This is a genomic window from Vibrio sp. 397 (genome assembly GCF_033339395.1).
GTDB lineage: Bacteria > Pseudomonadota > Gammaproteobacteria > Enterobacterales > Vibrionaceae > Vibrio > Vibrio alginolyticus.
On the sequence record NZ_JAWOUN010000025.1, the window covers coordinates 1 to 26870 of the forward strand.

General features: G+C 46.4%; 27 protein-coding genes. 8 read left to right on the plus strand and 19 right to left on the minus strand.

Going from position 1 to position 26870, the window contains the following annotated elements:
• Positions 1-231: 231 nt before the first annotated feature.
• The 8 genes from fusA to fkpA form a co-directional block, all read right to left on the minus strand.
• A complete protein-coding gene (gene fusA, locus R7P36_RS22855; RefSeq protein ID WP_005382794.1) occupies positions 232-2331 on the minus strand; it encodes an elongation factor G in 2100 nt (699 codons plus the stop codon).
• A gap of 75 nt (positions 2332-2406) precedes the next feature.
• The gene (gene rpsG / locus R7P36_RS22860; protein ID WP_005382796.1) at positions 2407-2877 is read right to left on the minus strand and encodes a 30S ribosomal protein S7; all 471 of its coding nucleotides are present in this window, start codon (positions 2875-2877) and stop codon (positions 2407-2409) included.
• 101 nt (positions 2878-2978) lie between these two features.
• Positions 2979-3353 carry a 30S ribosomal protein S12 gene (gene rpsL / locus R7P36_RS22865; protein ID WP_004399892.1) on the minus strand — a complete coding sequence of 125 codons (375 nt, stop codon included), beginning with the start codon at positions 3351-3353 and terminating at the stop codon, positions 2979-2981.
• Positions 3354-3530: 177 nt separating this feature from the next.
• Positions 3531-3806 (minus strand): sulfurtransferase complex subunit TusB, encoded by a 276-nt coding sequence (gene tusB / locus R7P36_RS22870; RefSeq protein ID WP_046874530.1) that lies wholly within the window; start codon positions 3804-3806, stop codon positions 3531-3533.
• Positions 3807-3813: 7 nt separating this feature from the next.
• Positions 3814-4170, minus strand: a complete 357-nt coding sequence (gene tusC, locus R7P36_RS22875; protein ID WP_005397648.1) for a sulfurtransferase complex subunit TusC — start codon at positions 4168-4170, stop codon at positions 3814-3816.
• Positions 4167-4562, minus strand: coding sequence for a sulfurtransferase complex subunit TusD (gene tusD / locus R7P36_RS22880; RefSeq protein WP_046874531.1), 396 nt, complete (start codon positions 4560-4562; stop codon positions 4167-4169). The genes tusC and tusD overlap by 4 nt, the downstream gene beginning before the upstream one ends.
• Positions 4559-5281: a transcriptional regulator gene (locus R7P36_RS22885; RefSeq protein ID WP_031780643.1), complete on the minus strand. Its 723-nt coding sequence runs from the start codon at positions 5279-5281 to the stop codon at positions 4559-4561. The genes tusD and R7P36_RS22885 overlap by 4 nt, the downstream gene beginning before the upstream one ends.
• Before the next feature lie 143 nt (positions 5282-5424).
• The gene (gene fkpA / locus R7P36_RS22890) at positions 5425-6207 is read right to left on the minus strand and encodes an FKBP-type peptidyl-prolyl cis-trans isomerase (protein ID WP_005397659.1); all 783 of its coding nucleotides are present in this window, start codon (positions 6205-6207) and stop codon (positions 5425-5427) included.
• A gap of 128 nt (positions 6208-6335) precedes the next feature.
• Between fkpA and R7P36_RS22895 the strand changes: the two genes are divergently transcribed.
• Positions 6336-7322, plus strand: coding sequence for a WD40 repeat domain-containing protein (locus tag R7P36_RS22895; RefSeq protein ID WP_046874532.1), 987 nt, complete (start codon positions 6336-6338; stop codon positions 7320-7322).
• The gene (locus tag R7P36_RS22900; protein ID WP_005381455.1) at positions 7319-7546 is read left to right on the plus strand and encodes a SlyX family protein; all 228 of its coding nucleotides are present in this window, start codon (positions 7319-7321) and stop codon (positions 7544-7546) included. Before R7P36_RS22895 ends, R7P36_RS22900 begins: the two co-directional genes overlap by 4 nt.
• An 82-nt stretch (positions 7547-7628) precedes the next feature.
• Here the strand turns inward: R7P36_RS22900 and R7P36_RS22905 are convergent, their stop codons facing one another.
• The 5 genes from R7P36_RS22905 to kefG form a co-directional block, all read right to left on the minus strand.
• Positions 7629-8570, minus strand: coding sequence for an isoaspartyl peptidase/L-asparaginase (locus tag R7P36_RS22905; RefSeq protein WP_318122312.1), 942 nt, complete (start codon positions 8568-8570; stop codon positions 7629-7631).
• A gap of 130 nt (positions 8571-8700) precedes the next feature.
• Entirely contained in the window at positions 8701-9237 is a 537-nt protein-coding gene (gene slyD, locus R7P36_RS22910; RefSeq protein ID WP_005397664.1) for a peptidylprolyl isomerase, read from the minus strand.
• A 92-nt stretch (positions 9238-9329) separates the two neighbouring features.
• Complete coding sequence (locus R7P36_RS22915; RefSeq protein WP_005381449.1) at positions 9330-9530, minus strand: YheV family putative zinc ribbon protein; 201 nt, start codon at positions 9528-9530, stop codon at positions 9330-9332.
• A 33-nt stretch (positions 9531-9563) separates the two neighbouring features.
• Positions 9564-11360, minus strand: a complete 1797-nt coding sequence (gene kefB, locus R7P36_RS22920; protein WP_046874533.1) for a glutathione-regulated potassium-efflux system protein KefB — start codon at positions 11358-11360, stop codon at positions 9564-9566.
• The gene (kefG, locus tag R7P36_RS22925; protein WP_005397668.1) at positions 11344-11937 is read right to left on the minus strand and encodes a glutathione-regulated potassium-efflux system ancillary protein KefG; all 594 of its coding nucleotides are present in this window, start codon (positions 11935-11937) and stop codon (positions 11344-11346) included. Before kefG ends, kefB begins: the two co-directional genes overlap by 17 nt.
• Positions 11938-12146: 209 nt before the next feature.
• Between kefG and R7P36_RS22930 the strand changes: the two genes are divergently transcribed.
• From R7P36_RS22930 to crp, 6 genes are all read left to right on the plus strand, one after another.
• The gene (locus R7P36_RS22930; protein WP_318122315.1) at positions 12147-14066 is read left to right on the plus strand and encodes an ABC transporter ATP-binding protein; all 1920 of its coding nucleotides are present in this window, start codon (positions 12147-12149) and stop codon (positions 14064-14066) included.
• Positions 14063-14551: a TIGR02444 family protein gene (locus tag R7P36_RS22935; protein WP_213900107.1), complete on the plus strand. Its 489-nt coding sequence runs from the start codon at positions 14063-14065 to the stop codon at positions 14549-14551. The genes R7P36_RS22930 and R7P36_RS22935 overlap by 4 nt, the downstream gene beginning before the upstream one ends.
• 87 nt (positions 14552-14638) lie before the next feature.
• Entirely contained in the window at positions 14639-15646 is a 1008-nt protein-coding gene (locus R7P36_RS22940) for a hydrolase (protein WP_033907159.1), read from the plus strand.
• Positions 15647-15679: 33 nt separating this feature from the next.
• The gene (locus R7P36_RS22945) at positions 15680-15892 is read left to right on the plus strand and encodes a YheU family protein (protein WP_005381436.1); all 213 of its coding nucleotides are present in this window, start codon (positions 15680-15682) and stop codon (positions 15890-15892) included.
• 125 nt (positions 15893-16017) lie between these two features.
• A complete protein-coding gene (locus tag R7P36_RS22950; RefSeq protein ID WP_005381434.1) occupies positions 16018-16887 on the plus strand; it encodes a phosphoribulokinase in 870 nt (289 codons plus the stop codon).
• A 240-nt stretch (positions 16888-17127) separates the two neighbouring features.
• Complete coding sequence (gene crp, locus R7P36_RS22955; protein WP_005381432.1) at positions 17128-17760, plus strand: cAMP-activated global transcriptional regulator CRP; 633 nt, start codon at positions 17128-17130, stop codon at positions 17758-17760.
• Between the two features lie 136 nt (positions 17761-17896).
• Here crp and R7P36_RS22960 read toward each other — a convergent pair whose 3' ends face one another.
• From R7P36_RS22960 to R7P36_RS22985, 6 genes are all read right to left on the minus strand, one after another.
• The gene (locus R7P36_RS22960; RefSeq protein WP_005381426.1) at positions 17897-18688 is read right to left on the minus strand and encodes a DUF1338 domain-containing protein; all 792 of its coding nucleotides are present in this window, start codon (positions 18686-18688) and stop codon (positions 17897-17899) included.
• A gap of 248 nt (positions 18689-18936) precedes the next feature.
• Positions 18937-20394, minus strand: coding sequence for a succinylglutamate-semialdehyde dehydrogenase (astD, locus tag R7P36_RS22965; protein ID WP_005381424.1), 1458 nt, complete (start codon positions 20392-20394; stop codon positions 18937-18939).
• 28 nt (positions 20395-20422) lie between these two features.
• Positions 20423-21442, minus strand: a complete 1020-nt coding sequence (gene astA, locus R7P36_RS22970; RefSeq protein WP_005381422.1) for an arginine N-succinyltransferase — start codon at positions 21440-21442, stop codon at positions 20423-20425.
• Positions 21443-21551: 109 nt separating this feature from the next.
• Positions 21552-22763, minus strand: a complete 1212-nt coding sequence (locus R7P36_RS22975; protein ID WP_005381420.1) for an aspartate aminotransferase family protein — start codon at positions 22761-22763, stop codon at positions 21552-21554.
• A gap of 361 nt (positions 22764-23124) precedes the next feature.
• A complete protein-coding gene (locus R7P36_RS22980; protein ID WP_031780782.1) occupies positions 23125-23712 on the minus strand; it encodes an aminodeoxychorismate/anthranilate synthase component II in 588 nt (195 codons plus the stop codon).
• 189 nt (positions 23713-23901) lie between these two features.
• Positions 23902-26856: an ExeM/NucH family extracellular endonuclease gene (locus R7P36_RS22985; protein WP_213900105.1), complete on the minus strand. Its 2955-nt coding sequence runs from the start codon at positions 26854-26856 to the stop codon at positions 23902-23904.
• Between the last annotated feature and the right edge of the window lie 14 nt (positions 26857-26870).

Sequence of the window (26870 nt, forward strand, 5' to 3'; positions counted from 1 at the left end):
TGTTTTACCGTGGTCAACGTGGCCGATAGTACCAACGTTAACGTGCGGTTTCGTACGTTCAAATTTTTCTTTAGACACGATCGTGTTCCTTCCTAGTTATGATTCGTCGTGATCATTATTGATCGACGACGCGCCAGAAATTGTTATTTTATGCGCCAACGCCCGTTAGCGCAATATTTGGACGCCCTGATCTCGCAAAAAGTCGTAAACTTTTTGCAGTTCAATCGTCAATTAGTAACCACGCTCTGCAATAATTTTATCTGCGAAGTTTTTCGGCACTTCAGCGTACTCGTGAAACTCCATAGAGTAAGACGCACGGCCTTGAGTTGCAGAACGTAGATCAGTTGCGTAACCGAACATTTCGGATAGTGGTACTTGAGCACGGATGATCTTAAGACCAGCCACACCTTCGTCCATGCCTTCAATGATACCACGACGACGGTTTAGGTCACCAACAACGTCACCCATCCAGTCTTCCGGAGTGGTTACTTCGACATTCATCATAGGTTCTAGAATCACAGGTTGTGCTTCTAGTGCACCTTTCTTGAATGCCATCGAGCCAGCGATCTTAAACGCCATCTCGCTTGAGTCTACATCGTGGTAAGAACCATCAAATAGTGTAGCTTTAATATCTAGTACAGGGTAACCCGCTAGAACACCACTATTCATTTGCTCTTCGATACCTTTCGATACCGAGCTGATGTATTCCTTAGGAATCACACCGCCCACGATTTCGTCTACGAATACGAAACCTTCACCAGGCTCAGAAGGCTCAAGTTTGACCCAAACATGACCGTATTGACCACGACCACCTGATTGACGAACAAACTTACCTTCAACTTCCGCTTTACCACGAATGGTTTCACGGTAAGCAACCTGAGGTTTACCAACGTTACAATCAACGCTGAATTCACGCTTCATACGATCAACGATAATGTCTAGGTGAAGTTCACCCATACCTGAGATCAGAGTCTGACCTGATTCGTCGTCCGTTTCCACGCGGAATGATGGATCTTCCGCTGCTAGTTTACCTAGCGCGATAGCCATTTTCTCTTGGTCTGCCTTAGAACGAGGCTCTACAGCAATCTGAATAACTGGTTCAGGGAACTCCATGCGTTCTAGAATCACTTTGTGATTCTGATCACACAGTGTGTCACCTGTTGTTACGTCTTTCAGACCGATAGCAGCTGCAATATCACCAGCGCGAACTTCTTTCACTTCTTCACGCTTATTCGCATGCATCTGAACGATACGACCGAAACGCTCTTTCTTCTCTTTTACTGAGTTGTAAACAGCGTCACCCGAGTTTACAACACCGGAGTAAACACGCATGAAAGTTAACGTGCCCACGAATGGGTCAGTCGCAATCTTAAACGCTAGCGCAGAGAAAGGTTCGTTGTCGTCAGCATGACGCTCAACTTCATTTTCTCTTTCGTCGACACCTTTAATTGCAGGTACGTCAACTGGCGATGGCAAGAACTCAACTACTGCATCCAGTACCGCTTGAACACCTTTGTTCTTAAACGCACTACCACAAGTAGCCAGTACGATTTCGTTATTTAGTGTGCGAGTACGTAAAGCTTGTTTGAGCTCAGCTTCAGTCAATTCACCTTCTTCAAGGTACTTGTCCATCAGCTCTTCGCTAGCTTCAGCAGCGGATTCAACCATGTGGTTGCGCCACTCTTCAGCAAGTTCAATCATGTCAGCTGGGATGTCTTCGTAAGTAAACGAAGTGCCTTGATCGGCATCATTCCAGTTGATCATTTTCATCTTGATAAGGTCGATGACACCTCTGAACTCATCTTCCGCACCAACGTTCAGCTGGATTGGAACAGGAGTCGCACCAAGACGATTCTTAATTTGGTTCACAACGCGTAGGAAGTCTGCGCCCGCACGGTCCATCTTGTTTACAAATACCAAACGTGGAACGTGGTATTTGTCTGCTTGACGCCATACAGTTTCAGACTGAGGTTCAACACCAGATGAGCCACAGAACACAACCACAGCACCATCAAGTACACGAAGAGAACGCTCTACTTCGATAGTAAAGTCAACGTGTCCAGGGGTATCAATGATGTTTACGCGATGCTCAGGGAACTGTGCTTCCATACCACGCCAGAATGTAGTAGTCGCAGCGGATGTGATAGTGATACCACGCTCCTGCTCCTGCTCCATCCAGTCCATGGTTGCTGCACCATCGTGAACTTCGCCGATTTTGTGAGAAAGGCCAGTGTAGAACAGAATACGCTCAGTTGTGGTTGTTTTTCCTGCATCTACGTGAGCACAGATACCGATATTACGGTATAGCTCAATAGGAGTTTTACGAGCCACGATTGTATCCTCTTACTAAGGTGTACCTTAGAGTATAGAAAAGTGCTGCGAGAGAACCTCGCAGCACAGAAGGTATTACCAACGGTAATGAGCGAACGCTTTGTTTGCGTCAGCCATGCGGTGAACGTCTTCACGTTTCTTAACCGCAGTACCTTTGTTCTCAGACGCGTCTAGCATTTCAGCAGCTAGGCGTTGAGCCATAGATTTTTCACCACGCTTGCGCGCAGCTTCAACCAACCAACGCATAGCAAGTGCGTTACGGCGAACCGGACGTACTTCTACAGGTACTTGGTAAGTTGAACCACCAACACGGCGAGATTTAACCTCTACCGCTGGGCGAACGTTTTCAAGAGCTTCTTCAAAAATAGCTAAGTGGTCTTTACCAGACTTTTCAGCCATAGCATCTAGTGCAGTGTAAACGATTTTCTCTGCAGTAGATTTTTTACCGTCAACCATTAGGATGTTAACGAATTTTGCCAGCAATTCAGATTTGAATTTTGGATCTGGAAGGATCTTACGCTGACCAATGACGCGACGACGTGGCATGGATTTATCTCCGTTGTCTTCTTCAGGTTTTATCCAAAACTTTTCAGTTTTTTCAAAAAATTAAAAATAATTTAGTGTTTGGCCTTACTTAACGGAATCCATTAAGACTTAGGACGCTTCACACCGTACTTAGAACGACCTTGTTTACGGTCATTTACGCCAGCACAGTCTAGTGCGCCGCGAACAGTGTGGTAACGCACACCTGGAAGGTCTTTAACACGACCACCACGGATTAGAACAACTGAGTGCTCTTGAAGGTTGTGACCTTCACCGCCGATGTACGATGTAACTTCGAAGCCGTTTGTCAGACGTACACGACAAACTTTACGAAGTGCTGAGTTAGGTTTTTTAGGTGTAGTAGTGTAAACACGAGTACATACACCACGTTTTTGTGGGCACGCTTCTAGTGCAGGCACGTTGCTTTTAACAACTTGCTTTGCACGTGGCTTACGTACCAACTGGTTAATAGTTGCCATTAACTAGCTCCTGATTTACTTGAAAGTAAGCTTTGTGAAAAATCTATCCCCAACTACCATTGCAGTTAGGGACGCAAAATTCTATGCAGCAGTGAGAGGTGTGTCAAGAAATATACGGATCTTTTTTGTTCAATTAGGACAATTCATCCGTAAAGCTTTAGCGACAGTAAATCACGTTCAATCCCAAGTAAGCGATTTATCCTGTTTAACTGTGAGCTCAACGAAGCCTGAGTAATTCACGATCGTCAGTGATGGACTGATACGATTCGCAATACCGCGAGCGTGAATATCGCTCTCTAGCACAAATACACTGCGGTTTTTTAGGTGGGAGAACGCTTTATGCTGCGAGTTAGCAGCGTACACGGCATCTTCTATAAGTAAGATGTCATCCTGTGTACTGCATAAGGGCATGGCGTCTTCTAGAGCGGAGACCGTTTTTATAATATGTAGCATAACTTCCTCAGAACGACAGTAGCTTGCCAGCGTGTTGCAACTTATCTTTGAGCTGCTCTGAGCTTAACGCTTGAGCTTCAATGACTAAATCCGCTTGAGCCAAACCTCGCTGAGCTAATGACTCTGAGCACACAAAGACTTGTTCGATATCGTATAAATCGAAAAGCTTCAGCATCGGCGCATAATCTTTGCTCAAGATCTTACTCGGTTCTTGCCCTAGTAGAAGCTGGTAAACCCCATCTCCCATGAAAATGACGCTGATATCTTCACAGTAAGCCGACGCGGCTAACAGTGCATCCACACCTTCACGACCAGCCGCACTGCCATGCGGTGCGCTACGAAATAGATAAGTTAGCTGACTCAAAACTGTACCACTCTGTCTTGGGTTAACATCGCTTCGGCTAAGCTACCTAAGCCGGCTTGCTCGAAACCTTCCGCTAGATTGCTCTGGACCAAACCATGTTGATTCGCTTCTTCTTCACTTACGATCCCGCGACGCAAAGCCGCAGCAACACAAGTTTCTAGACGAACACCATGCTCTTTTGCCAAAGATTGCCATGCCTTATTGAGATCAAATTCGTCGTTGGCAGGCACACTCAAAGCAGTACCATTGGTCACGCCCTCTTGATAAAAGAAAACGCTCACTAACTGATGGCCTTGCTCAATCACCGCCTTGGCGAACTGATAAGCACTGCGTGCTGACTGGCTACCGTAAACAGGACCATTCACCACCAACGTGTAAGTCAGCTTACTCACTTTTCATCGTCCTCGGTTTTACGTTGACGAATGTATAAGTAGACGGTGTGTTTTGAAATGTTAAGACGATCTGCAACGCGGTTGATGGCATCTTTAATATCGAAGATGCCTTTGTCGTACAATTCCATCACGATTTGGCGATTCTTGGTGTTGTTCGATACGGATTTATCCGCATTGATCTCTTCGATGGTGCGTTCAACAGTTTGGTCCACCAACTCTTCTACGTCACTAGCAAAGTTAACCGAGGAAGCCGCTTCTTTTGCTTCTTGCGTTGGCATGAAAGATTGAAGGACTTGCGAGAAAGGCGCATCCAAGTTGACGTTGATACACAACAAACCAATCACGCGATTTTCGCCATTACGAATGGCGACAGTAATCGACTTCATCAACACGCCACCTTTTGCACGGGTAAAGTACGAACGTGAGAAGTTGCGCTCCGAGCCTTCGATGTCTTTTAGCATCTTAAGCGCTAAATCAGTGATCGGTGAGCCGACTTGGCGACCCGTGTTTTCACCGTTAGCGATTTTAATTGCAGAGGTATTTAAGTCTTCTAGCGAGTGAAGAACGATTTCACAAAAGGGACCTATCAGGCTGGCGATACCATCAACGACCGCCTCATAAGATCTTAAAATGATTTTGTCGTGCTCGGTAAACGGCATCACGTTAACGGATTCCATTTCGAGCAACATCTCCGCGTTTATTGTTTCTGTAGTTGTCATAAGCCTTCGAGCGAAAAATCAACAAATTGGTGTAAGTTTATCAGAAAATTTGAAAATCAACCTAGCAAACTCACCAACTAGTGACCTAGAACAAAAAAGGCCCGTTAAACGGACCTTTTTCAATAACTTATCGCTGCTTATTGTTATTGCTCTGCGTTGTCGTTCTCGACTTTTAGCAGCTCAACTTCAAATACTAGCGTTGAGTTAGCAGGAATGCTTGGTGTGTCTTGATCACCGTATGCTAGCTCTGGCGGGATAACGAATTTGAATTTAGAACCCACAGGCATTAGCTGAACACCTTCTGTCCAACCTGGGATTACACGGTTAAGTGGGAAGGTTGCAGGTTCACCACGATCGTAAGAGCTATCAAATTGCGTACCATCGATTAGCGTACCTTTGTAGTGTACTTGAACCGTATCAGTGTCTTTTGGCTTCTCGCCTTCAGCTGGAGTAATAACTTGGTATAGAAGACCTGTATCTGTCTTCACTACGCCTTCTTGCTTCTCGAACTCAGCACGGAAATCATCGCCAGCTTTTTTCGCTTCAGCTGCTTTCTCAGCCGCTTGTGCTTGCATCTTTTCAGCAACACGCTTATCTAGAGATTCTAGTGCTGCACGTGTTTCTTCTTCATTCAATTCAGCATTGCCTTTGAAAACGTCTTCGATACCTTTTAGTACCAAGTCTTTGTTAAGATTAATGCCGATTTCGCTTGGCTTGTCGATGCTTGTGCTTAGGTAGTTAGCAAATGAAACACCGATTGCGTATGCCGCTTTATCGTCGTCGGTTTTAAAGTGAACCGCTTTACCGGTTTCTGCTTGAACTTGTTCTGCTTGAGGTGCGGCTTCTGTTTTAGTTTCTTCTTTCTGACAACCTACCGCTAGCATAACTGTTGCAGCAAGTAGCGACACTTTTAAAACTGATTTCATTAAATTCTCCCAATAATGGCTTTGCCATTGGTTGTTGTGCACAAATCTTCTATGAGACTAGTGAAGACAATCGTTATACCAATATACTAGCTATATGTCTTAAGACACAAACCGGATTATTAGATGTGATGCAAAGAATTTCTCATTTATTCCTATATTTAATTGTCATCACCACGTTAAATGGTTGCTTTTTCGCCGAGCGTGAAGTGCACCGTTGGCCGATAGAGCCTCAGGGTGCGACGAGCTTCGCACTTAGCAGAGATGGACGATTTGCTCTGCTCTATTCTCAGCAACACCATTTGATGTTGTGGGACCTAGAGCAAAATGAACAACTAGCCAACCTGGGTGAGCTCGATGCCGATGCCAACGTGGTATCCCATATTCGTATCTCAGACAATGGTCGCTATGCAGTCACAGCAAGCCAAATGAACTTCGCAGTTTGGGACTTAGGTTGGACGCAATCCGAAGGCCTTTGGTCTATTTCTGATGCGCTCATTCGCGACGTTGATATCACCAGTAACGGTGAGCAAGTTCTGCTCGGGTTATCCAACGGTAAAGCAATTTACGTCAACTTAGTCACCGGACGTCGCTTGGAGTTCCTTGCGCATCGTGAAAAAGTCAATTCCGTCGCCATTTCTCCTAATGGCCGCTTCGCACTGACTGGTGGTAATGACTACAAAGCGTATTTGTGGGACACCGAAACCGGACAAGTGCTGCGGACCTTCGAACATGAACAACGGGTTGTTCGTGTTGCCCTGCAACGAGATGGCAAGTTAGCAATGACATCCGATGGCGGAAACCAAGCGGTAATTTGGGATTTAAAAACTGGACAAGAAGTCACACAGTTGAGCAGTTGGTCGCGCCAATTGATCTTTTCTACTGCGCGATTTTCTGACGACGGAACTCAGTTAGTGACAGGAACGCCTTCTGGCCGCGTTTCAATATGGGATACTCAAACCGGAAAACGGATTGGCGGATTTGAAGTTGAGCCCAAAAAAGACACTCGCCCTCCCCGTGCGGTCGTGTATGATGCAGCCTTTGATTCAAAACAACGCGTAATTACTGCTACTTCAGCAGGTATTGCCCAAGCTTGGCAGTTAGAGAACGGATCATGACAGAAAAAATCATTCAGCAATTGGAAGCACGCATTAATGACTTAGAATGTCAGCTTGCGTTCCAAGAACAGACTATTGAAGATCTGAACGGTGCCTTATCGCAGCAGCAACTGCAAATTACCAAGATGCTCGATCAGATGAAATATGTGGTAGGTAAAGTAAAAAATATGGACTCGTCGAATTTAGCCGATCCGTCAGAAGAAACCCCACCACCGCATTATTAAAATGCAGGCTCAAATAGCATAAAGCCCAGAACGTGTTCTGGGCTTTGTTGTATTTATTACTTAAGAGGCACTCAAGAGGAAGCTATTCGTCAGCGTAGATTTTGACGCTCAACTCGCCTTGAGTGTTGATGCCAGCTCGGTACATACCAGAGCTGTTCATCGCAAAGTGCAGCTCACCTTGCGCGTCAATTGCGATTAAGCCGCCTTCGCCGCCCATCTCTTTCAGTTCGCCCTGAATAATATGCTCACAAGCAGTATGAATATCTTCTTGTAAGTAACGCATCCGCGCGGCGACGTCTTCTGCGACACGTTTACGGATAAAAAACTCACCGACACCCGTAGTTGAAACTGCGACAACGCCATTTTCGGCCACCGTGCCACAGCCTATCAAAGCCGAATCCCCAACTCGATTGTATTGCTTATTCGTTACGCCACCCGTGCTGGTGGCAGCGGCTAAGTTACCTTGTTGGTCCAACGCTACGGCTCCGACGGTGCCATGTTTACGATCATCTGGGTAGCGAGATTCCGACAAAGCAAACAGCCCTTTCTCACGCATAGACAGCAACTGCTCATAACGGCGATCAGTAAAGAAGTAATCCTGTTCGGTATACTCATGGCCTTGTTCAAAAGCAAACTTCTCTGCGCCCTCACCCACCAACAACACGTGATTGCTGTTTCGCATTACGTCACGAGCGAGCTCAATTGGATTCTTGATATGACGAACACCAGCGACCGCGCCTGCGGCTTGGTTTCGACCATCCATGACAGAGGCATCCATTTCTACCATTTCGTTGTTGGTCAGCACCGAGCCTTTACCCGCATTAAAGTTAGGCGAGTCTTCCAATACTTTTACTGCAGCAATAACCGCATCCAAAGCGTCGCCGCCTTTCTCTAGAATTTGATAGCCAGCTTTTACCGACGCTTCCAAATCAGCCAAGATCGATTGCTGAAGTTCATTGCTCATCTGTTCACGTAAAATGGTGCCTGCGCCACCATGAATCGCAATCGAGAAAGGTTTTGTCATCGCTTTTTCCATGAGTTGTTCTTTTCTTCTATGCACTACACCTTAGATAAACAAAAAGCGCAAGTTGAAACCTCAACTTGCGCTTTGCAAAGCTTTACTAGATAAGATTATCTAGTGAAGGAGCTTGTGATTAGTGAGAACCACAGCTGCCGCCGCCACAGCAGCCTTCATCATCGTGATCATGGTCATGACCACAACCACCAGCTTGATGGATATGACCGTGTTCGATCTCTTCTGCTGTTGCTTCACGTGTAGACATAACTTCTACTTCGAAAGTTAGTGTTTGACCAGCTAGCATATGGTTACCGTCAACAACCACTTCGTTGCCATCAACTTCTGTTACTTCTACAGGGATTGGACCTTGGTCAGTGTCAGCTAGGAAGCGCATGCCCACTTCGATTTGGTCAACGCCTTGGAATACGTCCGCAGGAACGCGTTGTACTAGCGCATCATTGTGCTCGCCGTAAGCTTCTTCAGGAGCTACCGTTACTGAGAACTTGTCGCCAGCCACTTTACCTTCAAGCTCTTTTTCAAGACCAGTGATTAGGTTGTTGTGACCGTGAAGGTAATCTAGAGGCGCTTCTGCTGTTGATTGATCAACAACGACACCGTCTTCCATCATTACTTTGTATGCAAGGCTTGCAACAACGTTCTTTTCAATTTTCATACTAACTCCAGGGAGATTAATTGACTTAACCTGAATGGGGTTAAGTACTGAGATATCTGGGTGTATTATGGGGATCAATTATCGAAGTTCAATTATTCCGGCTTAAAAATTCCGATCATTTCCTGATCTGAGTGTTTATTTTTCTCTACAGATTGCGGTTTACGCTGCTCAGTAAACTCACACTCGACACACTCAACTAACTCGATATTATTTTCAATCCACCAGCGCAGGGTATCTTGCTGGCTGCAATTTGGGCAGCTAGCGCCGGCAATAAAACGTTTCTTGATTTTCACGCTATTTCCTTAGCTTGAGTCTTGGCTCAAGTACTACTTCCAATGATTAGGTGACTGATGGTCGCTCTCCATCTCACGACCAAAAATTTCTTCTAGCTCTTTGCGTGCCTCTTTCGCTCTCTGAGCCAATTTCTTATCTTCATTGTGCTGAGGCAATAAGTCCTTAAGCATAGCATTATCTAACTTACGAAAATGTGCTTCTGCCCGCTTTGCTTGATAAGGGTGCATACCAAGTTCTACGAGCGCTTGACGACCGAGATCCAATGCCCCTAAAAATGTTTCACGAGAGTAATTCTCAACACCGTGGCTCATTAACTGATACGCCTCGACACGGCTTCTTGCTCGGGCTAGCAACTTAAGTTTCGGGAAGTGCACGCGGCAGATATCAACGATGGCCATCACCTCATCAGGTGAATCGGTACAAATGACCAATGCTTCTGCTTTATCTGCGCCAGCAGCCCGCAAAAGATCAATTTGGGTAGCATCACCATAAAACACTTTGTAACCATACTTGCGCAGTAGGTGAATTTGGCTGGCATCACTTTCTAATACCGTCACTTTGATTTTATTGGCATACATTAAACGTCCGACGATCTGACCGAAACGTCCAAAGCCTGCAATGATCACACGTGGCCGACGATCCACTACTTTCGTGGTCATGCCCTCTTCTTCTTGATTCAGGGTATGAGCAAACCATTTTTTTTGTCCCATCAGCAAAAGTGGTGTCGTCACCATGGATAGACTGACCACCACCAACAGAAAAGCCACTTGCTCTTTGGATAAAATGCCCTCTTGGCTCGCTGCGGTAAATATGACAAAGGCAAACTCACCACCTTGGCTTAAAATCGCGGCCATACGGCTTCTCGCTTTGGCTCCGACACGGGCAGCTCTCGCCAATGCATACAAAACCAAGCCCTTAACCACGACCAAAGCCACCACCGCGCCCAGAATCTCTAAAGGGTGTAATGCCAATAACCCCAAATTTACCGCCATGCCAACCGCGATGAAGAACAAACCCAACAACAAACCTTTAAACGGCTCGATAGCGATTTCCAATTCATGTCGATACTCACTCTCAGCCAGCAGAACGCCGGCTAAGAAAGTCCCTAGGGCCATAGAAAGCCCGAGCTTTTGCATCACGACAGAAATCCCAAGCACGACCAATAGTGCGGCGACGGTAAAGAGCTCACGAACGCCGCTCATCACAACAAAACGAAATAGTGGACGCAATAAGAAATGACCACCAATCAACAGGGCCACCACACTGCCTAATACCGTGAAGACATCCAACCAACTACCGCCACTCTGCCCGCCAGCAAGCAAGGGCAACATTGCCAACATTGGGATCACGGCAATATCTTGAAAGAGCAATACCGCAAAACCAGACTGACCCGTTTCGGTGCCATTGAGCCCTTGCTCTTCAATCACTTTAAGAGCAATTGCCGTCGAGGACAGCGCCAACCCCATCCCAATCACCAAACTCACTTGCATGCTTACGCCGAACATACTGACGACACTGCCGAGCACGGCGGTCGTAACCACCACCTGCGCGCCGCCTAAACCTAGAATCGGTCCTCGCATTTGCCACAGTTTTTTAGGATTTAGTTCAAGGCCGATCAAGAACAGTAACAACACGACCCCAAGTTCAGCAAAGTGCAAAATAGCATCAACATCACTGATTAAGCCAAGACCCCAAGGGCCAATCAACACACCGGCAAGTAAATAACCTAAAACCGAGCCAAGTCCGAGACGCTGAGCAATCGGCACCGCGATAACCGCAGCCGAGAGAAAGACCACGCTACTTTGAAGAAACTCACTGGTTATCGCCATACTGACCTCCTTGGTCTGTTGCTTCCCAGTTTTCAAGTGGGTTGTTCAACCACCGACGATACAATTCGGCGTGCTCATACCGCTCAATATCCGAGACATTACGCGACCAATACAACACCAAAGGTTCAATCCAGTGCATTTGACACAAGGCGGCCGTCAGTTCAAACGGTTGTAAGATTTGCTCTAATGGATATTTGTTGTACCCCTTCGCGCTAAAGGCCTCTTCTTTCCCCCCCGTTGTAATCACACTGCGCCAGTATTTTCCCTCCAGCGCCGAACCTCCGCCAAAAGCAAAACCTTTGCCCAGCACTCGGTCCAACCACTCTTTTAACAGGGCTGGGCATGAATACATATAAAGCGGGTGATGAAACACGATCACATCATGCGTGAGCAACAACTCATGTTCATAATTCACATCAATAAAGAAGTCAGGGTAAACACCGTAAAGATCGTGCACAGTGACGTGCTCAAGCGACTGAGCTTTTTTAATCATCACTTGATTAGCAATCGAGTTATGTGGCTCTGGATGAGCATAAATGACCAGAACTCTTGGGAGAATAGACGGTGCAACAGCCAAATGGTCGTCCTTGTGGTTATTTTTATCCGTTATCAAATTGTTATACTTTTTTGTACAGCATAATGCAATTAAAGCGAATCAATCGACTTTTCCGGCCAATACCCCTACTATTCACCGCAAGATATATACCCAAGTGGCTTTAAAAACGATTGAAACCACTTCGCGATGTAACCAAGCAACGCGCACTGCGCAAAGTGAATGAAAACTTTATGATTACCTTCTCTGATATTCAGTTACTGCGTGGCGGTAAACCTCTTTTAGAACAAGCTTCAGCGACTATCCATCCTGGCGATAAAGTCGGTCTTGTGGGCAAAAACGGCTGCGGTAAATCAACGCTATTTGCATTGCTGAAAGATGAACTGTCGATTGATGCAGGCTCATTTAGCCAACCTCAACATTGGGAGTTGGCCTGGGTCGCACAGGAAACGCCTGCGCTAGAGCGCACTGCACTAGAATACGTCATCGATGGTGATCGCGAGTACCGAGCGCTCGAAAAGCAGTTGGCTGAAGCGGAAGCACAAGACAACGGCACCTTGGTTGCCGAGATCCACGGTAAAATTGAAACCATCGGCGGTTATAGCATTCGCGCTCGCGCGGCAGAATTGCTCGACGGTTTAGGTTTCAGCCAAGAGCAAATGAGTTGGAGTTTGACTCAATTCTCAGGTGGTTGGCGTATGCGCCTTAACTTAGCCCAAGCGCTATTGTGCCGTTCTGACTTATTGCTACTCGATGAGCCAACCAACCACTTGGACTTAGACGCGGTGATGTGGCTTGAACGTTGGCTACAAAACTACCCAGGCACACTGATCCTGATCTCGCACGACCGTGACTTCCTTGACCCCATTGTTGGCCGTATTATTCACATCGAAAACCAACAATTGAACGAATACACGGGTAACTATTCGTCGTTCGAAAACCAACGAGCGCAAAAAATGGTGCTGCAGCAAGCGATGTTCGAGAAGCAACAGAAACAGATGTCGCACATGCAAAGCTACATCGACCGCTTCCGTTATAAAGCCTCTAAAGCACGCCAGGCTCAAAGCCGTATTAAAGCTTTGGAGCGCATGGAGAAAGTGTTACCCGCTCAATTCGATAACCCATTTAGCTTCCAATTCCGTGAGCCCGCGGCGCTGCCAAACCCAATCATGATGATGGATGAAGTATCGGCAGGCTACGGTGACAACCTGATCTTAGAGAAGATCCGCTTGAACTTGGTTCCTGGCAGTCGCATTGGTCTACTCGGCCGTAATGGCGCGGGTAAATCGACCTTGATCAAATTGCTCTCTGGTGAGCTTAACGCGCAAGGTGGCGATCTGACTTACTCACAAGGCGTAAAAATAGGTTACTTTGCCCAGCATCAATTAGAAACGCTGCACCCAGAGGAAACGCCGCTGCAACACATGATGCAGATCGCGCCGGATCAAACCGAACAGCAGCTACGTGATTACCTAGGTAGCTTTGGCTTCCAAGGTGACAAAGCACTAGAAAAAGTTGCGCCGTTTTCTGGTGGCGAAAAAGCCCGTTTGGTGTTGGCTTTAATTGTGTGGCAAAAGCCAAACCTGTTGCTACTTGATGAACCGACCAACCACTTAGACTTGGACATGCGCCAAGCACTTACGATGGCACTGCAAACATTCGAAGGTGCGATGGTGATTGTTTCGCACGACCGCTATTTACTGCGCGCTACGACCGATGACTTGTATTTAGTGCATGATCGACAAGTTGCTCCGTTCGACGGTGATTTAAATGACTATTATAAATGGTTAACCGAACAACAAAGAGCGGAACGCAAAGAAGCGCAGGCTGCGCAGCCAAGCAAAGATACGGCCAACAGCGCAGCTGCGAAGAAAGAGCAAAAACGTCGCGATGCAGAGTTTCGAAAACAGACAGCGCCAATTCGCAAAACGCTGACACAACTAGAAAATAAAATGGATAAGTTAGGTGCTGCACTGGCCGAAGCTGAAGAACAATTGGCGGACAACTCACTGTATGCGGCCGAAAATAAAGCTAAACTTAACCAAGTGCTGGCACTTCAAGCTTCTAGTAAGGCTGAGCTCGAAGAAATTGAAATGGAATGGATGTCTGCTCAAGAAACGTTGGAGCAGATGGAGCTAGAGTTTAATCAATGAGTAATCAACACGCTGAATACACACTCACCCTAGAACACCTTTGGCAGTTTAGTCTGCAGTTTTATGGTGTGCGAGAAGTGAAAGAGGCGTGCTTATCATTGCAAAACAACTACCACGGTAACGTGAACCTACTCCTGCTGCTCAGATGGCTCGATGAGCAGCAACTCATTTTCCAAGAAAAAGACTGGCCCTTGGTGCAAGACTGTCTAGGTAGAAGCGAAACTTTACTTCACTCCTTTCGCGACCTTCGTCGCCACCTTAAGTCTCAAGTCAATGACGCTTTGTATCGTGAGACCTTGCAGTTTGAGCTGCAACTAGAAAAGCAGCAACAAGCGGATTTGGTGGGCTGCATTAACTCACTTGCACTACTCAAAAATGATGGTGACCCACTGACGTTGAGATACTGTCGTCAACTCGGTGGGGAGCATTTGCAGCAAGCCTTTGCTATTCCGGTGCCAAACATTCAACCACCAAAACGCCCATAAATCTGTAGAATACCTATAATCTTTATAAAGGATTATATTAATAAGTTCTTCAACGGACACCGAAGGACCGCATAAGAGCAGTTAGGTATGACACAATTTTTCGCAGCCGCCGGGATCAAAAACCCGCATCTCCAAACGCTTTTGCCGCGTTTTATTCGCAAAAAAGCGTTATTTACGCCGATTTGGCAAACCCTCGATACATCCGATGGCGACTTTCTCGATCTCGCGTGGAGCGAGGACCCAACCCAAGAGCCTGCACAAAAAAAGCCGATTTTTGTTTTATTTCATGGGTTAGAGGGGTGCTTCTATAGCCCTTATGCCAATGGGCTAATGAATGCATTTGCTCAATCTGGATGGCTGTCGGTGATGATGCATTTTCGTGGCTGCAGCGGTAAACCAAACAAAAAAGCACGAGCTTATCACTCGGGAGAAGTGACGGATGCTCGTTACTTCCTAGAGCACCTTGAACAACGTTTTCCTGATAATCCCAAAGTTGCAGTTGGTATTTCTCTTGGCGGTAACATGTTGGCGAATTATTTAGCCCAATATAAAGACCACCCTATTTTGAATGCAGCGACTATTATCTCAGCGCCTTTAGACCTAGCTGCGTGTGCAAACCGTATTGAACAAGGCTTTTCAAAAGTGTATCGCCGTTACCTGCTTTCTTCACTGAAACGTAACGCGTTACAAAAGCATCATCTACTGCATGGTGAGCTTGCGCTGTCCTACAACTCAATAAAACGTGTCACACGATTGTATGAATTCGATGATTTGATTACCGCACCATTGCATGGCTTCAAAGACGCACAAGATTATTACGACCAATGCTCTGGCTTAAGTAAACTACAGCAAATCACGCTACCCACACTGATCATCCATGCCAAAGACGATCCGTTCATGACCGACGATGTGATCCCGAAGTTTGTTCTGCCAGATAATATTGATTACCGTCTCTTTGAGCACGGTGGCCATGTTGGCTTCCTGACAGGAACGGCGTTAAAACCTAAGTTTTGGTTGGAGGAAGCGCTGCCCGCGTATTACGAAAGTATCGCCGCAGATTACCTTTCTGCTGTATCCAAGCAACGAACGCAGTAAACTAGCCGCTCATCATAAAAGTTAGAGGTATTTATGATCATTCCATGGCAAGACATTGCGCCGGAAACATTGGAAAACTTAATTCGTGAATTCGTCTTACGCGAAGGAACGGATTACGGAACCGTCGAGGTTTCTTTGCATGACAAAATTGATCAAGTTAAAGCTCAATTGGAAAAAGGTGAAGCGGTTATCGTGTTCTCTGAGCTACACGAAACCGTCGATATTCAGCATAAAACAAAATTTTAGACCTTTCACATTTTACCGTATCCCACTCGATGACAAGGTATTGTTACGTGCTATAGTGGGATATCGACCGTGCAGTAGTAACTCTACTGCACATTACAGGTAAGTAATTTTCGACAAGGTTTGTCATGTCAGCTAAACACCCAATTATTGCGGTTACTGGTTCGTCCGGTGCCGGCACGACCACTACATCTGAAGCCTTCCGTAAAATGTTCAATATGATGAACGTTAAACCCGCATGGGTTGAAGGCGATAGCTTCCATCGCTTTACTCGCCCAGAAATGGACATCGAAATCCGCAAAGCCCGCGAGCAAGGTCGACACATTAGCTACTTTGGCCCACAAGCTAATGACTTCCCGGGATTAGAAGAGTTTTTCCGTAAGTTCGGGCATGACGGCACTGGCAGCGTGCGCCGTTATCTGCACACGTTTGACGAAGCGGTTCCCTACAATCAAATGCCAGGCACGTTTACACCGTGGCAAGACTTACCCGAAAACAGCGACGTTCTGTTTTATGAAGGGTTACATGGTGGCGTGGTCGATGGCGATGTTAATGTTGCTCAACATGTGGATTTCTTAATTGGCATGGTGCCGATTGTGAACTTAGAGTGGATACAAAAATTCGTACGCGACACTCGCGATCGCGGCCATTCGCGTGAAGCGGTAATGGACTCAATCGTGCGATCCATGGACGATTACCTCAACTATATCACTCCTCAGTTTTCTCGTACTCACATCAACTTCCAGCGCGTACCGACCGTTGATACTTCCAACCCACTTAATGCAAAAGGCATCCCTAGTTTGGATGAGAGTTTTGTGGTGATTCGCCTACGCGGTATCAAGAATGTCGACTTCCCATATCTGCTGGCCATGATTGATGGCTCATTCATGTCACGCCACAACACGATTGTCGTACCCGGCGGTAAGATGAGCTTTGCAATGGAGCTCATAGTTCGGCCTATCCTACAACAGCTCATCGAAACAGGGAAAATTGGCTAAAAACCTGCCAGCGAAGATGTTTACTTTTCATACCGTGATCATGTGCACAGTTTTGCTTACAAAATCTCAATCATGGCACGATTAAAATCAAGAAATCGTTTTCGAAAAAGGATACTATTTCTTACCGAAACACAAGAGAGCTTGCAGCATATAAAAAGTGCTCTTATTCTAGTAGGCCTAATTCAGGCTTAGCTAAAATATGGATAGCGCAAGCGTACCCTGCAGAGGAAGTGAGATATTATGGTTCTAGGTAAACCTCAAACCGACCCAACATTAGAGTGGTTTCTTTCACACTGTCATATTCATAAGTACCCTTCAAAGAGCACGCTAATTCACGCGGGCGAAAAGGCAGAAACTTTGTACTACATCGTTAAAGGTTCTGTTGCGGTTCTTATCAAAGACGAAGAAGGTAAGGAGATGATCCTTTCTTACCTAAACCAAGGAGACTTTATTGGTGAACTTGGTCTATTCGAGGAAGACCAAGAGCGCACAGCTTGGGTTCGTGCTAAATCTCCTTGTGAAGTTGCTGAAATTTCTTTCAAGAAGTTCCGTCAGCTTATCCAAGTAAACCCAGACATCCTAATGCGTCTTTCTGCGCAGATGGCTCGTCGTCTTCAAGTAACTAGCCAAAAAGTGGGTGACCTGGCGTTCCTAGACGTAACTGGTCGTATCGCTCAGACGCTTCTGAACCTTGCAAAACAACCAGACGCAATGACTCACCCAGACGGCATGCAAATCAAGATCACTCGTCAAGAAATCGGTCAAATTGTTGGCTGTTCTCGTGAGACAGTAGGTCGTATCTTGAAGATGCTAGAAGAGCAGAACCTAATCTCTGCTCACGGTAAAACCATCGTGGTTTACGGTACTCGTTAATCTCGAACTAGAGTGAAACGAACAAAATTATAAAAGCCACCAATGGCAACATTGGTGGCTTTTTATTTACTCATGACCAAATGAGATAGGGTGCAGCGAACACTAATGAGTAAGCTTAACAGGTTAACCCTAAAACTTAGCCATTCGTACTTTCAAAGATTTTGTCAGCTGAAGCGGCCACGAAACCTGGGTACAAATCACCATTTTCCATCGGATAGCGCTTAGCAAATTCATAAAACCCGCCAGGGATAATTTCAGTGCCTTCGCTAAAACGAACCGCTACTTTATCTGCCATGGTCGATGACTGCTCTAGCAACACCTCAGGAGTGCCCTTCACTTCACCACCATTTTCATTAATGGTAAACCCAGCGGTACGCAGATGATCGTTTACCTGCTTCACTTCTTCATATTCATTGAGCTGGTTAACGCTCACCGTGAAGTGGTTTGCTCCGTAACCATGCGCCGCAAGCCAAGATGCGTACTCACTTTCTTTAGCCAACGTTTGGTAATCAGCAAAGCTTAAATCCCACAAGCGTCCACCATGTAAGAATGCGCTATCGTTCAGCTTGTCAGCATCGACTTGTGCCACCAAATTTTTCACAATCTCTTGTAGCTCAGACGAGCACTCTTCAACTTTTAGCTCACTAATAAAGACTTTAGGTTGCTTCGGATCTGGGTGCTCATAGTGCTTAGCAACCAGCTTTTTGCTTTCGAAAACGTAATCACCACACGCCTTGTAACCAATAGCTACAAATGGCTTAGCTAGAGTTTCAATACCAAGAGGCGCGATATTGAAGGTACGTAAAGCTATATGATCATTAATCAGAGGCTCATCTTCTTGAAGCAGCTGATGCACTTTAGCAGCCGAAGGGCAAAGACGTTGAATGTAATCTTGCCATAGCGATTCAAATAACACATCGGGCGTCATAACGACTCCTTGTTACGAGATGTAGAGTTTAAAGGTAAGCGGAAGTTGGCTGCTCGTTCACAACAAAAGTTGTCCAGAATAATGAACGAGCAACCATCAACCTGTGACGGTAAATGCCAGTCAGTCAACACGCTTTTCCGAGTCTTTGCTCACTTTTCGTGTTCTGCCAACGATCACTACAACCCATACCTAAATGATGCGCCGGCAAGGTGAGCCGCAATGCATAGTTGCGACTCTATTATTAAAACTTATAGCGCTACACCTGGACTCAATGTTGCAGGCAAGACAGTCTCTTGACCTTCCATTGATGCCATTGGGTACGCACAGTAATCTGCTGCGTAGTAAGCGCTTGGGCGCAAGTTACCCGACGCTCCCGGACCACCAAATGGCGCATCACCACTTGCACCAGTGAGCTGGCGGTTACGGTTCACGATACCTGCACGAATGTGGTCAACGAAGTATTCCCATTCTTGGTCGTCGGTTGAGACCAAACCAGCAGATAAGCCAAAGCGCGTATCGTTTGCTAGCGCCACGGCTTTGTCTAACCCTTCGTAACGCACCACTTGCAGAAGTGGGCCGAAGTATTCTTCATCTGGTAACTCAGCAATGTTCGTTACATCAATGATGCCAGGAGAAACAAACGCCGCTTCTCCTGCTTTCGCTTCAATCAAGCTTTCACCGCCAAGAGACTGTAGATTAGCTTGTGCATCAAGAATAAACTTGGCTGCCGCGACCGAAATTTGCGGTCCCATAAATGGCGCAGGTTCTGCAAATGGTTGGTCTACGCGAATATTGCGTGTCGCTTCGACGAGCTTAGTGATAAGCGCATCGCCTTTTTCACCCAATGGCACATACAAACGACGAGCACACGTACAACGCTGCCCAGCACTGATAAACGCTGACTGGATGATGGTGTAAACCGTGGCATCCAAATCACCATATTTATCAGAGATCACCATCGGGTTATTACCACCCATTTCTAGTGCGAGCATCTTGCCCGGTTGACCAGCAAATTGACGGTGTAATACATGCCCCGTATTCGCGCTACCCGTAAACAGTACGCCATCAATGCCTTTAGCGTCAGCGAGGGCGATACCAGTTTCTTTCGCGCCTTGAACAAGGTTAATCACGCCTTTCGGCAGACCGGCTTCTTCCCATAGCTTCATTGCCAATTCACCCGTCCATGGCGTTTGCTCAGACGGTTTGAAGACTACCGTGTTACCAGCCAGTAGCGCTGGCACAATGTGACCATTTGGTAGGTGGCCTGGGAAGTTGTAAGGACCAAACACCGCCATCACGCCCAATGGGCGGTGGCGCAATACGATTTGGTTGCCTGCTGCTTCACGGCTCGCCTCACCAGTACGGTCATGATAAGCGCGAATCGAAATGGCAATTTTACCTGCCATGGCTGCTGCTTCAGTGCGCGTTTCCCAAATCGGCTTACCAGTTTCTTTGGCAATCACTTCGGCGATTTTTTCGCTGTTCTCTTTTACTTTCTCCGCAAAAGCCAACACGATTGCCTCACGCTCTGAAAATGGACGCTTTTTCCAGTCAATAAACGCTTCACGCGCTGCAGATACCGCCTGGTTCACCTGCTCTGCCGTTGCACCTTTGCCTTGCCAGATCACTTCTTGGTTGTACGGCGACAGAGACGTAAATGCTTCACCCTGACCTTGTACCCATTCACCTGCAATCCAATGTGTCATTGTTTCTATCCTTAAATTCTGTCGTCTGTTACTGCGGAAGAAGGCGAACGAAATCCCCTTCTTCAACCGAAAGTGCATCCGCAACGTCTGGTGCGATCATTACGCTCTGTGTCTCTGCGTCATACGCCGCCTTAGTGACTGTCGCACGGAAGTTCTCGAAAGATGAATTACACATCAAGAAGTCTTGTGTGCTGGAATGTTCAGAGATTTTGACTTGCGCGCGGAATGAATGACGTACCGACTCAATATTACGCAGATCACACTCAACCGTTGGGCCACCATCGAAGATGTCGACGTAGCCTCGGTTGGTAAAACCTTCACGCTCAAGCAGCTTCAGCGCTGGACGCGTGTTGTCATGTACTTGACCAATCACGGCTTGCGCTTCTGGGCTGAGCAGGTTGATGTAAATAGGCAGTTTCGGCATCAAGTCGGCGATAAAGCCTTTCTTGCCGATACCTGTCAGGTAATCTGCAAGAGTGAAATCGATAGAGAAGAAATGCTCTTGAAGCCATTGCCAGAATGGTGAATTACCCTCGTCGTCTGAAACGCCACGCATCTCCGCAAAGATCGTTTCAGAGAAGCGCTCTGGGTGCTCTGCCATCATTAGGAAACGACACTTCGACATTAGACGACCATTCAGACCTTGGCGGAATTTCTCACGCAAGAACAAGGTACAAATTTCGCTGTTACCAGTGTAGTTATTACCAAAAGTAAGCAGTTTAACGACGTTGTTAACGCCAAGCTTTGGCGACGAGTGCACAACTTTACTAATGTGATATGAGTAAAATGGGACATCCCAGCCGATAGATGCTTCGATTCCGGTGGTACCCGCAACCTCACCCGTTTCAGAGTCAAAGCCAACCATCAGGTAGCCTTCATCGCCTGGTTCTGCCACATCTGGCTTACCAAAGCTGTACTCTGAATGTTTGATTCGATTGGTTAACAGTTCTTCGTTAACCGGTAGAGATGTAAATCCGTGACCAGACTCCACCGCACAAGTGTGCAGTGCGTCGTAATCCGACATCGCGATAGGGCGAACTACTAGCATCAATACTCCCTCCAGATGCAAGAAGATCCTAACTATATTGTAGGAACAATTCCCCCATCAGAGATCCTTGACGGGGGTGTCTGCGTTGACGTTTAAACTGATATCGCGCTTAAACTAAAGTCGCGATCGCTTTATCCAGTTTCGCCAAGCCTTCTTCAATTTCTTGTTGTGTGATAACGAGTGATGGTGTGAAACGTACGACATTGGCACCCGCAACCAATACCATGAGACCTTGTTTACCTGCAGCAACCAGCACGTCACGCGCACGGCCTTGCCATTCTTCATTTAGTGCAGCGCCAAGTAATAGGCCTTGACCGCGCACTTCTGAGAAGATGTTGTACTTCGCGTTGATCTTCTCTAGACCTTCACGGAACATTGCTTCGCGTTCTAGTACACCAGCCAAAACCTCTGGCTTAGTGACTTCATTTACAACCGCTTCTGCAACCGCACACGCTAGTGGGTTACCGCCATATGTAGAACCGTGAGTGCCCACTTTCATGTGCTCTGCCAATTTTGCTGTCGTTAGCATTGCACCGATTGGGAAACCGCCACCAAGTGATTTCGCAGTACTTAGAATATCTGGCGTGATACCTAAACCTTGGTAAGCGTAGAAGTTACCTGTTCGGCCATTACCAGTTTGCACTTCATCGAAGATCAGTAAGGCGTTGTGTTTGTCACACAGCTCGCGAACCGCTTGAGCGAACTCAGGCGTTGGTGGCACGATGCCGCCTTCACCTTGTAGTGGCTCCATCATGACCGCACAAGTACGATCAGACATGTGTGCTTGTAAAGCTTCGATATCGTTGTAAGGAAGGTGTGTCACGTCGCCTGGCTTAGGACCGAAGCCGTCAGAGTATGCCGCTTGGCCACCAACCGTTACGGTAAAGAATGTACGACCGTGGAAACCTTGTTTGAATGCAATGATTTCAGATTTCTCAGTGCCATGAACGTCTGCTGCATAACGACGTGCCAGCTTCAAAGCGGCTTCGTTTGCTTCTGCGCCAGAGTTAGCAAAGAACACACGCTCAGCAAAACTCACTTCTGTTAGCTTTTTCGCCAGACGAAGGGCTGGTTCGTTCGTCATAACGTTACTTAAGTGCCAAAGCTTGTTAGCTTGCTCTGTTAGTGCGTTTACCATTACTGGATGACAATGGCCAAGACAGCTCACTGCAATACCACCAGCAAAGTCGATGTATTCATTACCTTCCTGATCCCAAACACGTGAACCTTCACCTTTAACAGGGATCATTTCCATCGGGTTATAGCAAGGTACCATTACCTCATCGAATAAACCGCGCTCTACTTTAATTTCCGTTGTCATTGCACATTCCTTCTTGATACCGCATGCGTAGCAGATAAGCGAATTTAACCGGCTCTCTTTGCCAGCAAATAATGTTTTGCATTTAAGCTATTGCGGCATTGTATTTACATTTAATTAACCATTTCAATAGTGATTTATTCTTTTCGTTCTCGAAAGCAACTTCCATTAATCACTGCTTATGACTATTTATGCATCAAGAAAGTAAAATAGAGAAGTGATTTTTTATAAATGTTATGTAATACAGGGGATAGAAGGTTTAAAAAGACATGAATAGACAAAGAGACTCGAGAGAATCGCATAGTTTTGCAATCCGCTCACCTCAGCAAAAAGATGAATGATTTGTTAAGAAAAGTGATCGCGATCAGATCGCTTTGCGTGCTAAAAAGTTCGCAAGCAACTCGTGACCTTGCTCAGTTTTGATTGATTCTGGGTGGAACTGCACCGCATCAATTGGCAAGGCTTTATGTTGGTAACCCATTATTTCATCCATGCTTCCGTCCGGCAGTTCTGTCCATGCAGTCAGTTCAAACACGTCGGGTAAAGTACCGTTTTTCACCACAAGAGAGTGATAACGGGTTACCGTGAGTGGGTTATTCAGATTTTTAAACACACTACGACCGTTATGACGAATCGGTGAGGTCTTACCGTGCATCACTTGTCGTGCACGTACCACTTCCCCCCCAAACACTTGCGCTATCGCTTGATGGCCAAGGCAAACACCCAATATTGGAAGCTTACCAGCGAAGTGTTCTATCGCTTTCAGTGAAATACCTGCTTCGTTCGGCGTACATGGCCCTGGCGAGATCACCAAATGAGTTGGGTTGAGCGCCTCAATGCCTTGGATATCGATTTCATCGTTACGCACCACCTTTACGTCTGCACCAAGCTCGCAGAAGTATTGGTAAAGGTTGTAGGTAAAAGAGTCGTAGTTATCGATGATCAACAACATAAAGGGTCGGTTGCTCCAATCCGTTTTGGCAATGCTTACGTAGTGAATCGCCACGTTCGTGACAATCAAGGGCGGTATTTTGCTATACCAAGCAAGAAAGGCAAGTTTTTGCTGAATAAAAAGGCCAGCATAGGCTGGCCTTTGGTCTTTACAGCTATTTAGGAAAGGTTTATCAGGAAATAAATTCGCTTAGCGGCGACGGCGGAATAAGCCGAGACCTAGCAGCGCAAATAGCGCGCCAAAACCAAACGAACCACCATCTGAATCCTTCGACCCTTCTGTTCCAGTTTCAGTTTGCGTCATTGAAACATCACGAACAGAGCTAAACTTCACGATATTACCTGTCGAGTCAGTCACTTTCTCTTCTAACTGATAATTACCTTGCTCTGGCGTTTGTTCAAACTCAATATTCACGCTACGCGCATCAATATCAGCTTGAACTAAGGTTTGGCTAGCCGAGTAAGCTTTCGTATCGCTGCTTGCCGCAGCCGCTTGTGTGGATGGCGTTAAGTTCACCGTAACAATATCACCTACAACCGCCGTTGGTGGTAAACGGACATCGACGGCTAAGTTGTCACCTGCTTTCGGTAAATCGATGTCATCATCTGGTAAATCAATCGCGATGATCACTGGATCGTGATCAGAGGCAGAGAACGCATCTTTGTACTTCGGCATATCACCAGTGTACTTGCTGCTGTATTCGAACAAGTTACTCTCTAGTGAGTTGATGTGCCAATCTTCAATTGCTACCACTTTTTGCGCTAGGCTACTGCTTGCCAATGCGTGGTCCAAATTACCCAGCTCGCCCGAATAGGTGTAAGAAAACGTATCAGTGCCGTGCAGCAACGTGTTTAAATTGTGCAGACCGTAACCTTTTTCAATTTTGGTCTTCTCTACTTGAAGTTCACCATCACCAATGGTTGTGTAAGCAGCAGTATAAATGTCACGGCCGTATTTCTCTTTCGAGTAATCAGTCAGTGTCAGAAGTGGGTCTTCCATGCCATAAGCATTGAGATCGCCCATGAGCAATACATCGCCTTTCACCTCTTTCAACGCTTCACCCACTGCGTGCGCAGCAGAAACGCGGAAGTTGTTACAGTTGCCTTGCAGATCCGCTGGCTCAGAATCTTCTACACCAGCAATCCACTCTTCAATACACTCAGAGCCTTTCGACTTAAAGTGGTTTACGACAATAGACAAATCTTCACCCGTCTCTTTCACCGTAAAGGTCTGAAGTAGACTGTGTCGTTGGTACTTATCGTAAGCAGGGTTACTTTCTGTGCCCTCTTTACGAGTAATTGTGTTTTCTGCAATGTGCTGCTCTGGCGTGATGATCACTTTTGCAGCGTCTTTTGGCGTTACTGCGTTAGCACGATATAAAATCGCCACCATGATCGCATCACTGCCAAAGTATTCGTCTTGGTATTTGTCTTGCTCTTCGATTTCGACATACGTGTAATGATCTTCAGCGTCATCAATCTCAGCATTTAGGGCATCAACTAAGTTTTGGATAGCACTGCCATCACCAAAGCCATTGTTCTCGACTTCCATCAAACCAATAACGTCTGCGTCCATCTTGTTCATCGCCGCAACGATTTTCGCTTGCTGGATCAGGAATTCGTCTAGATTAGTCGCACCACGGTTTTGTCCGGTTGGGTTTTCATGACCACTGTCAGCCACGGAGTTGAAGTAGTTCAGTACGTTGAAGCTTGCAATACGCAAATCTGAGTCCGCAATCGCTGGGGCATCTTTACGAGCCACGTCGAAGCCTTCACCTGAAGTCACGAAGTTGGTGTTATTGACTTCATTTGTCGCAATCAGGCGGTATTCGTTGTAGCTGTAAGCCACGACACCCTGTAGACCTTCTACTCGAGAACCAAGGCGAATGTGCTGCTCTGAAGAGCCATCTTGATCTGCATCTTTAGCAAAATCTGGGTAGTATGGGATTTGGCCGTTTGGTGCTTTGCCATCTGATTCTAGGTATACGCGGTTCGCTGCGTTGTCTTTTGCTAGCTCAACGGCTGCATCGCTCTCTGCCGCGTGTAATTGAGTCGGCTTTAACAATGGCGCTTCATGAGAGAGCATCATATTGTTACGACGTGAATCGTAGTCGTAAGAGAAGTTTCGAGTTACAAACAAGTCACTTGCCGAGGTCAACTCAACTTGCATGCCTTCATGACGCTCTAGCGCATCACGTAGTGTCTCACCTTCTTTGATAACAAGATCGGTAACTCGAGGGGTTTCAGAGGTGCCTGTTTTCACATAGCTGTTAGCATCAGAAGCTAGCTGAGTATTGCTGTAGTACTCTTGAACTTTACCTTTCACACAAACAACGTCACCAGCTTTTAGCTCCGTGTCTGCCGCATCGGTATGAATGAACAAACCTTCTGAGGTCTTGTCGTTGTTATCACTTTCTAGTGCTTGTAGGTAGAAACCTTTGGTTAGGCCAGTGGTAACAGCAGTCACGACACCAGTTACGAAATGATCTTCGTCAGTAATGTATGGGTAACCATCAATGAATGGAGACGTATCGCCTTCACCTTGAATATCTTGGATGGTAGTGAAGTTAGGTTGCTGACCGTCTACTTCACAAGCGAATGGTGCTGGTGGCTCAGTCGCATTTAGCTCACCAAGGCCGTCAATGTTGTCTTTCTCAAATGCCGTCCACTGAGATGCATCATAAGTAGCAGAAGGGGTTAGTGCATCACTGTTACGAACTAATGTGGTGTCTTTACCAAAATCTACGTCACCCATCACACCGATGATGTCGTGTACTTCACCATCTTTAAGCAGTGCGATCGGGTCATCACCGTTAAAGTTCGCGACGCTTTTATCTGTAATATCCGCGATAGCTTTGATGGTATCGCTCGCGTCACCATGCGCCAGTACATACACTTGGTTAGCTTGTAGCATCACTTGGCTAAGGTCGAATGTGCTACCCCAAGTACCACCACCGTTTGATGATTTCGCCAACTCGTAGCCAGTGAGTGTCACCGCAGTATCACCCGTATTAGCGATCTCTACCGCTTTATTATAAGCGCCGCCTTCTACGTATTGGGAAATAATAATCTCTGCGTTCGCGTTTGCACTAAGTGCACTGGCGATGGTTAATGCGAGTATTGAGGGTTTGATTAACGTGTCCATTGTCATACCTGATA

Bases quoted from the DNA above. Each gene is read 5' to 3' on its own strand.
- rpsG (WP_005382796.1), bottom strand. From the start codon at position 2,877: ATGCCACGTCGTCGCGTCATTGGTCAGCGTAAGATCCTTCCAGATCCA.
- rpsL (WP_004399892.1), bottom strand. From the start codon at position 3,353: ATGGCAACTATTAACCAGTTGGTACGTAAGCCACGTGCAAAGCAAGTT.
- tusB (WP_046874530.1), bottom strand. From the start codon at position 3,806: ATGCTACATATTATAAAAACGGTCTCCGCTCTAGAAGACGCCATGCCC.
- R7P36_RS22885 (WP_031780643.1), bottom strand. From the start codon at position 5,281: ATGACAACTACAGAAACAATAAACGCGGAGATGTTGCTCGAAATGGAA.
- fkpA (WP_005397659.1), bottom strand. From the start codon at position 6,207: ATGAAATCAGTTTTAAAAGTGTCGCTACTTGCTGCAACAGTTATGCTA.
- R7P36_RS22895 (WP_046874532.1), top strand. From the start codon at position 6,336: ATGCAAAGAATTTCTCATTTATTCCTATATTTAATTGTCATCACCACG.
- R7P36_RS22900 (WP_005381455.1), top strand. From the start codon at position 7,319: ATGACAGAAAAAATCATTCAGCAATTGGAAGCACGCATTAATGACTTA.
- R7P36_RS22905 (WP_318122312.1), bottom strand. From the start codon at position 8,570: ATGACAAAACCTTTCTCGATTGCGATTCATGGTGGCGCAGGCACCATT.
- slyD (WP_005397664.1), bottom strand. From the start codon at position 9,237: ATGAAAATTGAAAAGAACGTTGTTGCAAGCCTTGCATACAAAGTAATG.
- kefB (WP_046874533.1), bottom strand. From the start codon at position 11,360: ATGGCGATAACCAGTGAGTTTCTTCAAAGTAGCGTGGTCTTTCTCTCG.
- R7P36_RS22930 (WP_318122315.1), top strand. From the start codon at position 12,147: ATGATTACCTTCTCTGATATTCAGTTACTGCGTGGCGGTAAACCTCTT.
- R7P36_RS22935 (WP_213900107.1), top strand. From the start codon at position 14,063: ATGAGTAATCAACACGCTGAATACACACTCACCCTAGAACACCTTTGG.
- R7P36_RS22940 (WP_033907159.1), top strand. From the start codon at position 14,639: ATGACACAATTTTTCGCAGCCGCCGGGATCAAAAACCCGCATCTCCAA.
- R7P36_RS22945 (WP_005381436.1), top strand. From the start codon at position 15,680: ATGATCATTCCATGGCAAGACATTGCGCCGGAAACATTGGAAAACTTA.
- R7P36_RS22950 (WP_005381434.1), top strand. From the start codon at position 16,018: ATGTCAGCTAAACACCCAATTATTGCGGTTACTGGTTCGTCCGGTGCC.
- crp (WP_005381432.1), top strand. From the start codon at position 17,128: ATGGTTCTAGGTAAACCTCAAACCGACCCAACATTAGAGTGGTTTCTT.
- R7P36_RS22960 (WP_005381426.1), bottom strand. From the start codon at position 18,688: ATGACGCCCGATGTGTTATTTGAATCGCTATGGCAAGATTACATTCAA.
- astD (WP_005381424.1), bottom strand. From the start codon at position 20,394: ATGACACATTGGATTGCAGGTGAATGGGTACAAGGTCAGGGTGAAGCA.
- astA (WP_005381422.1), bottom strand. From the start codon at position 21,442: ATGCTAGTAGTTCGCCCTATCGCGATGTCGGATTACGACGCACTGCAC.
- R7P36_RS22975 (WP_005381420.1), bottom strand. From the start codon at position 22,763: ATGACAACGGAAATTAAAGTAGAGCGCGGTTTATTCGATGAGGTAATG.
- R7P36_RS22980 (WP_031780782.1), bottom strand. From the start codon at position 23,712: ATGTTGTTGATCATCGATAACTACGACTCTTTTACCTACAACCTTTAC.
- R7P36_RS22985 (WP_213900105.1), bottom strand. From the start codon at position 26,856: ATGGACACGTTAATCAAACCCTCAATACTCGCATTAACCATCGCCAGT.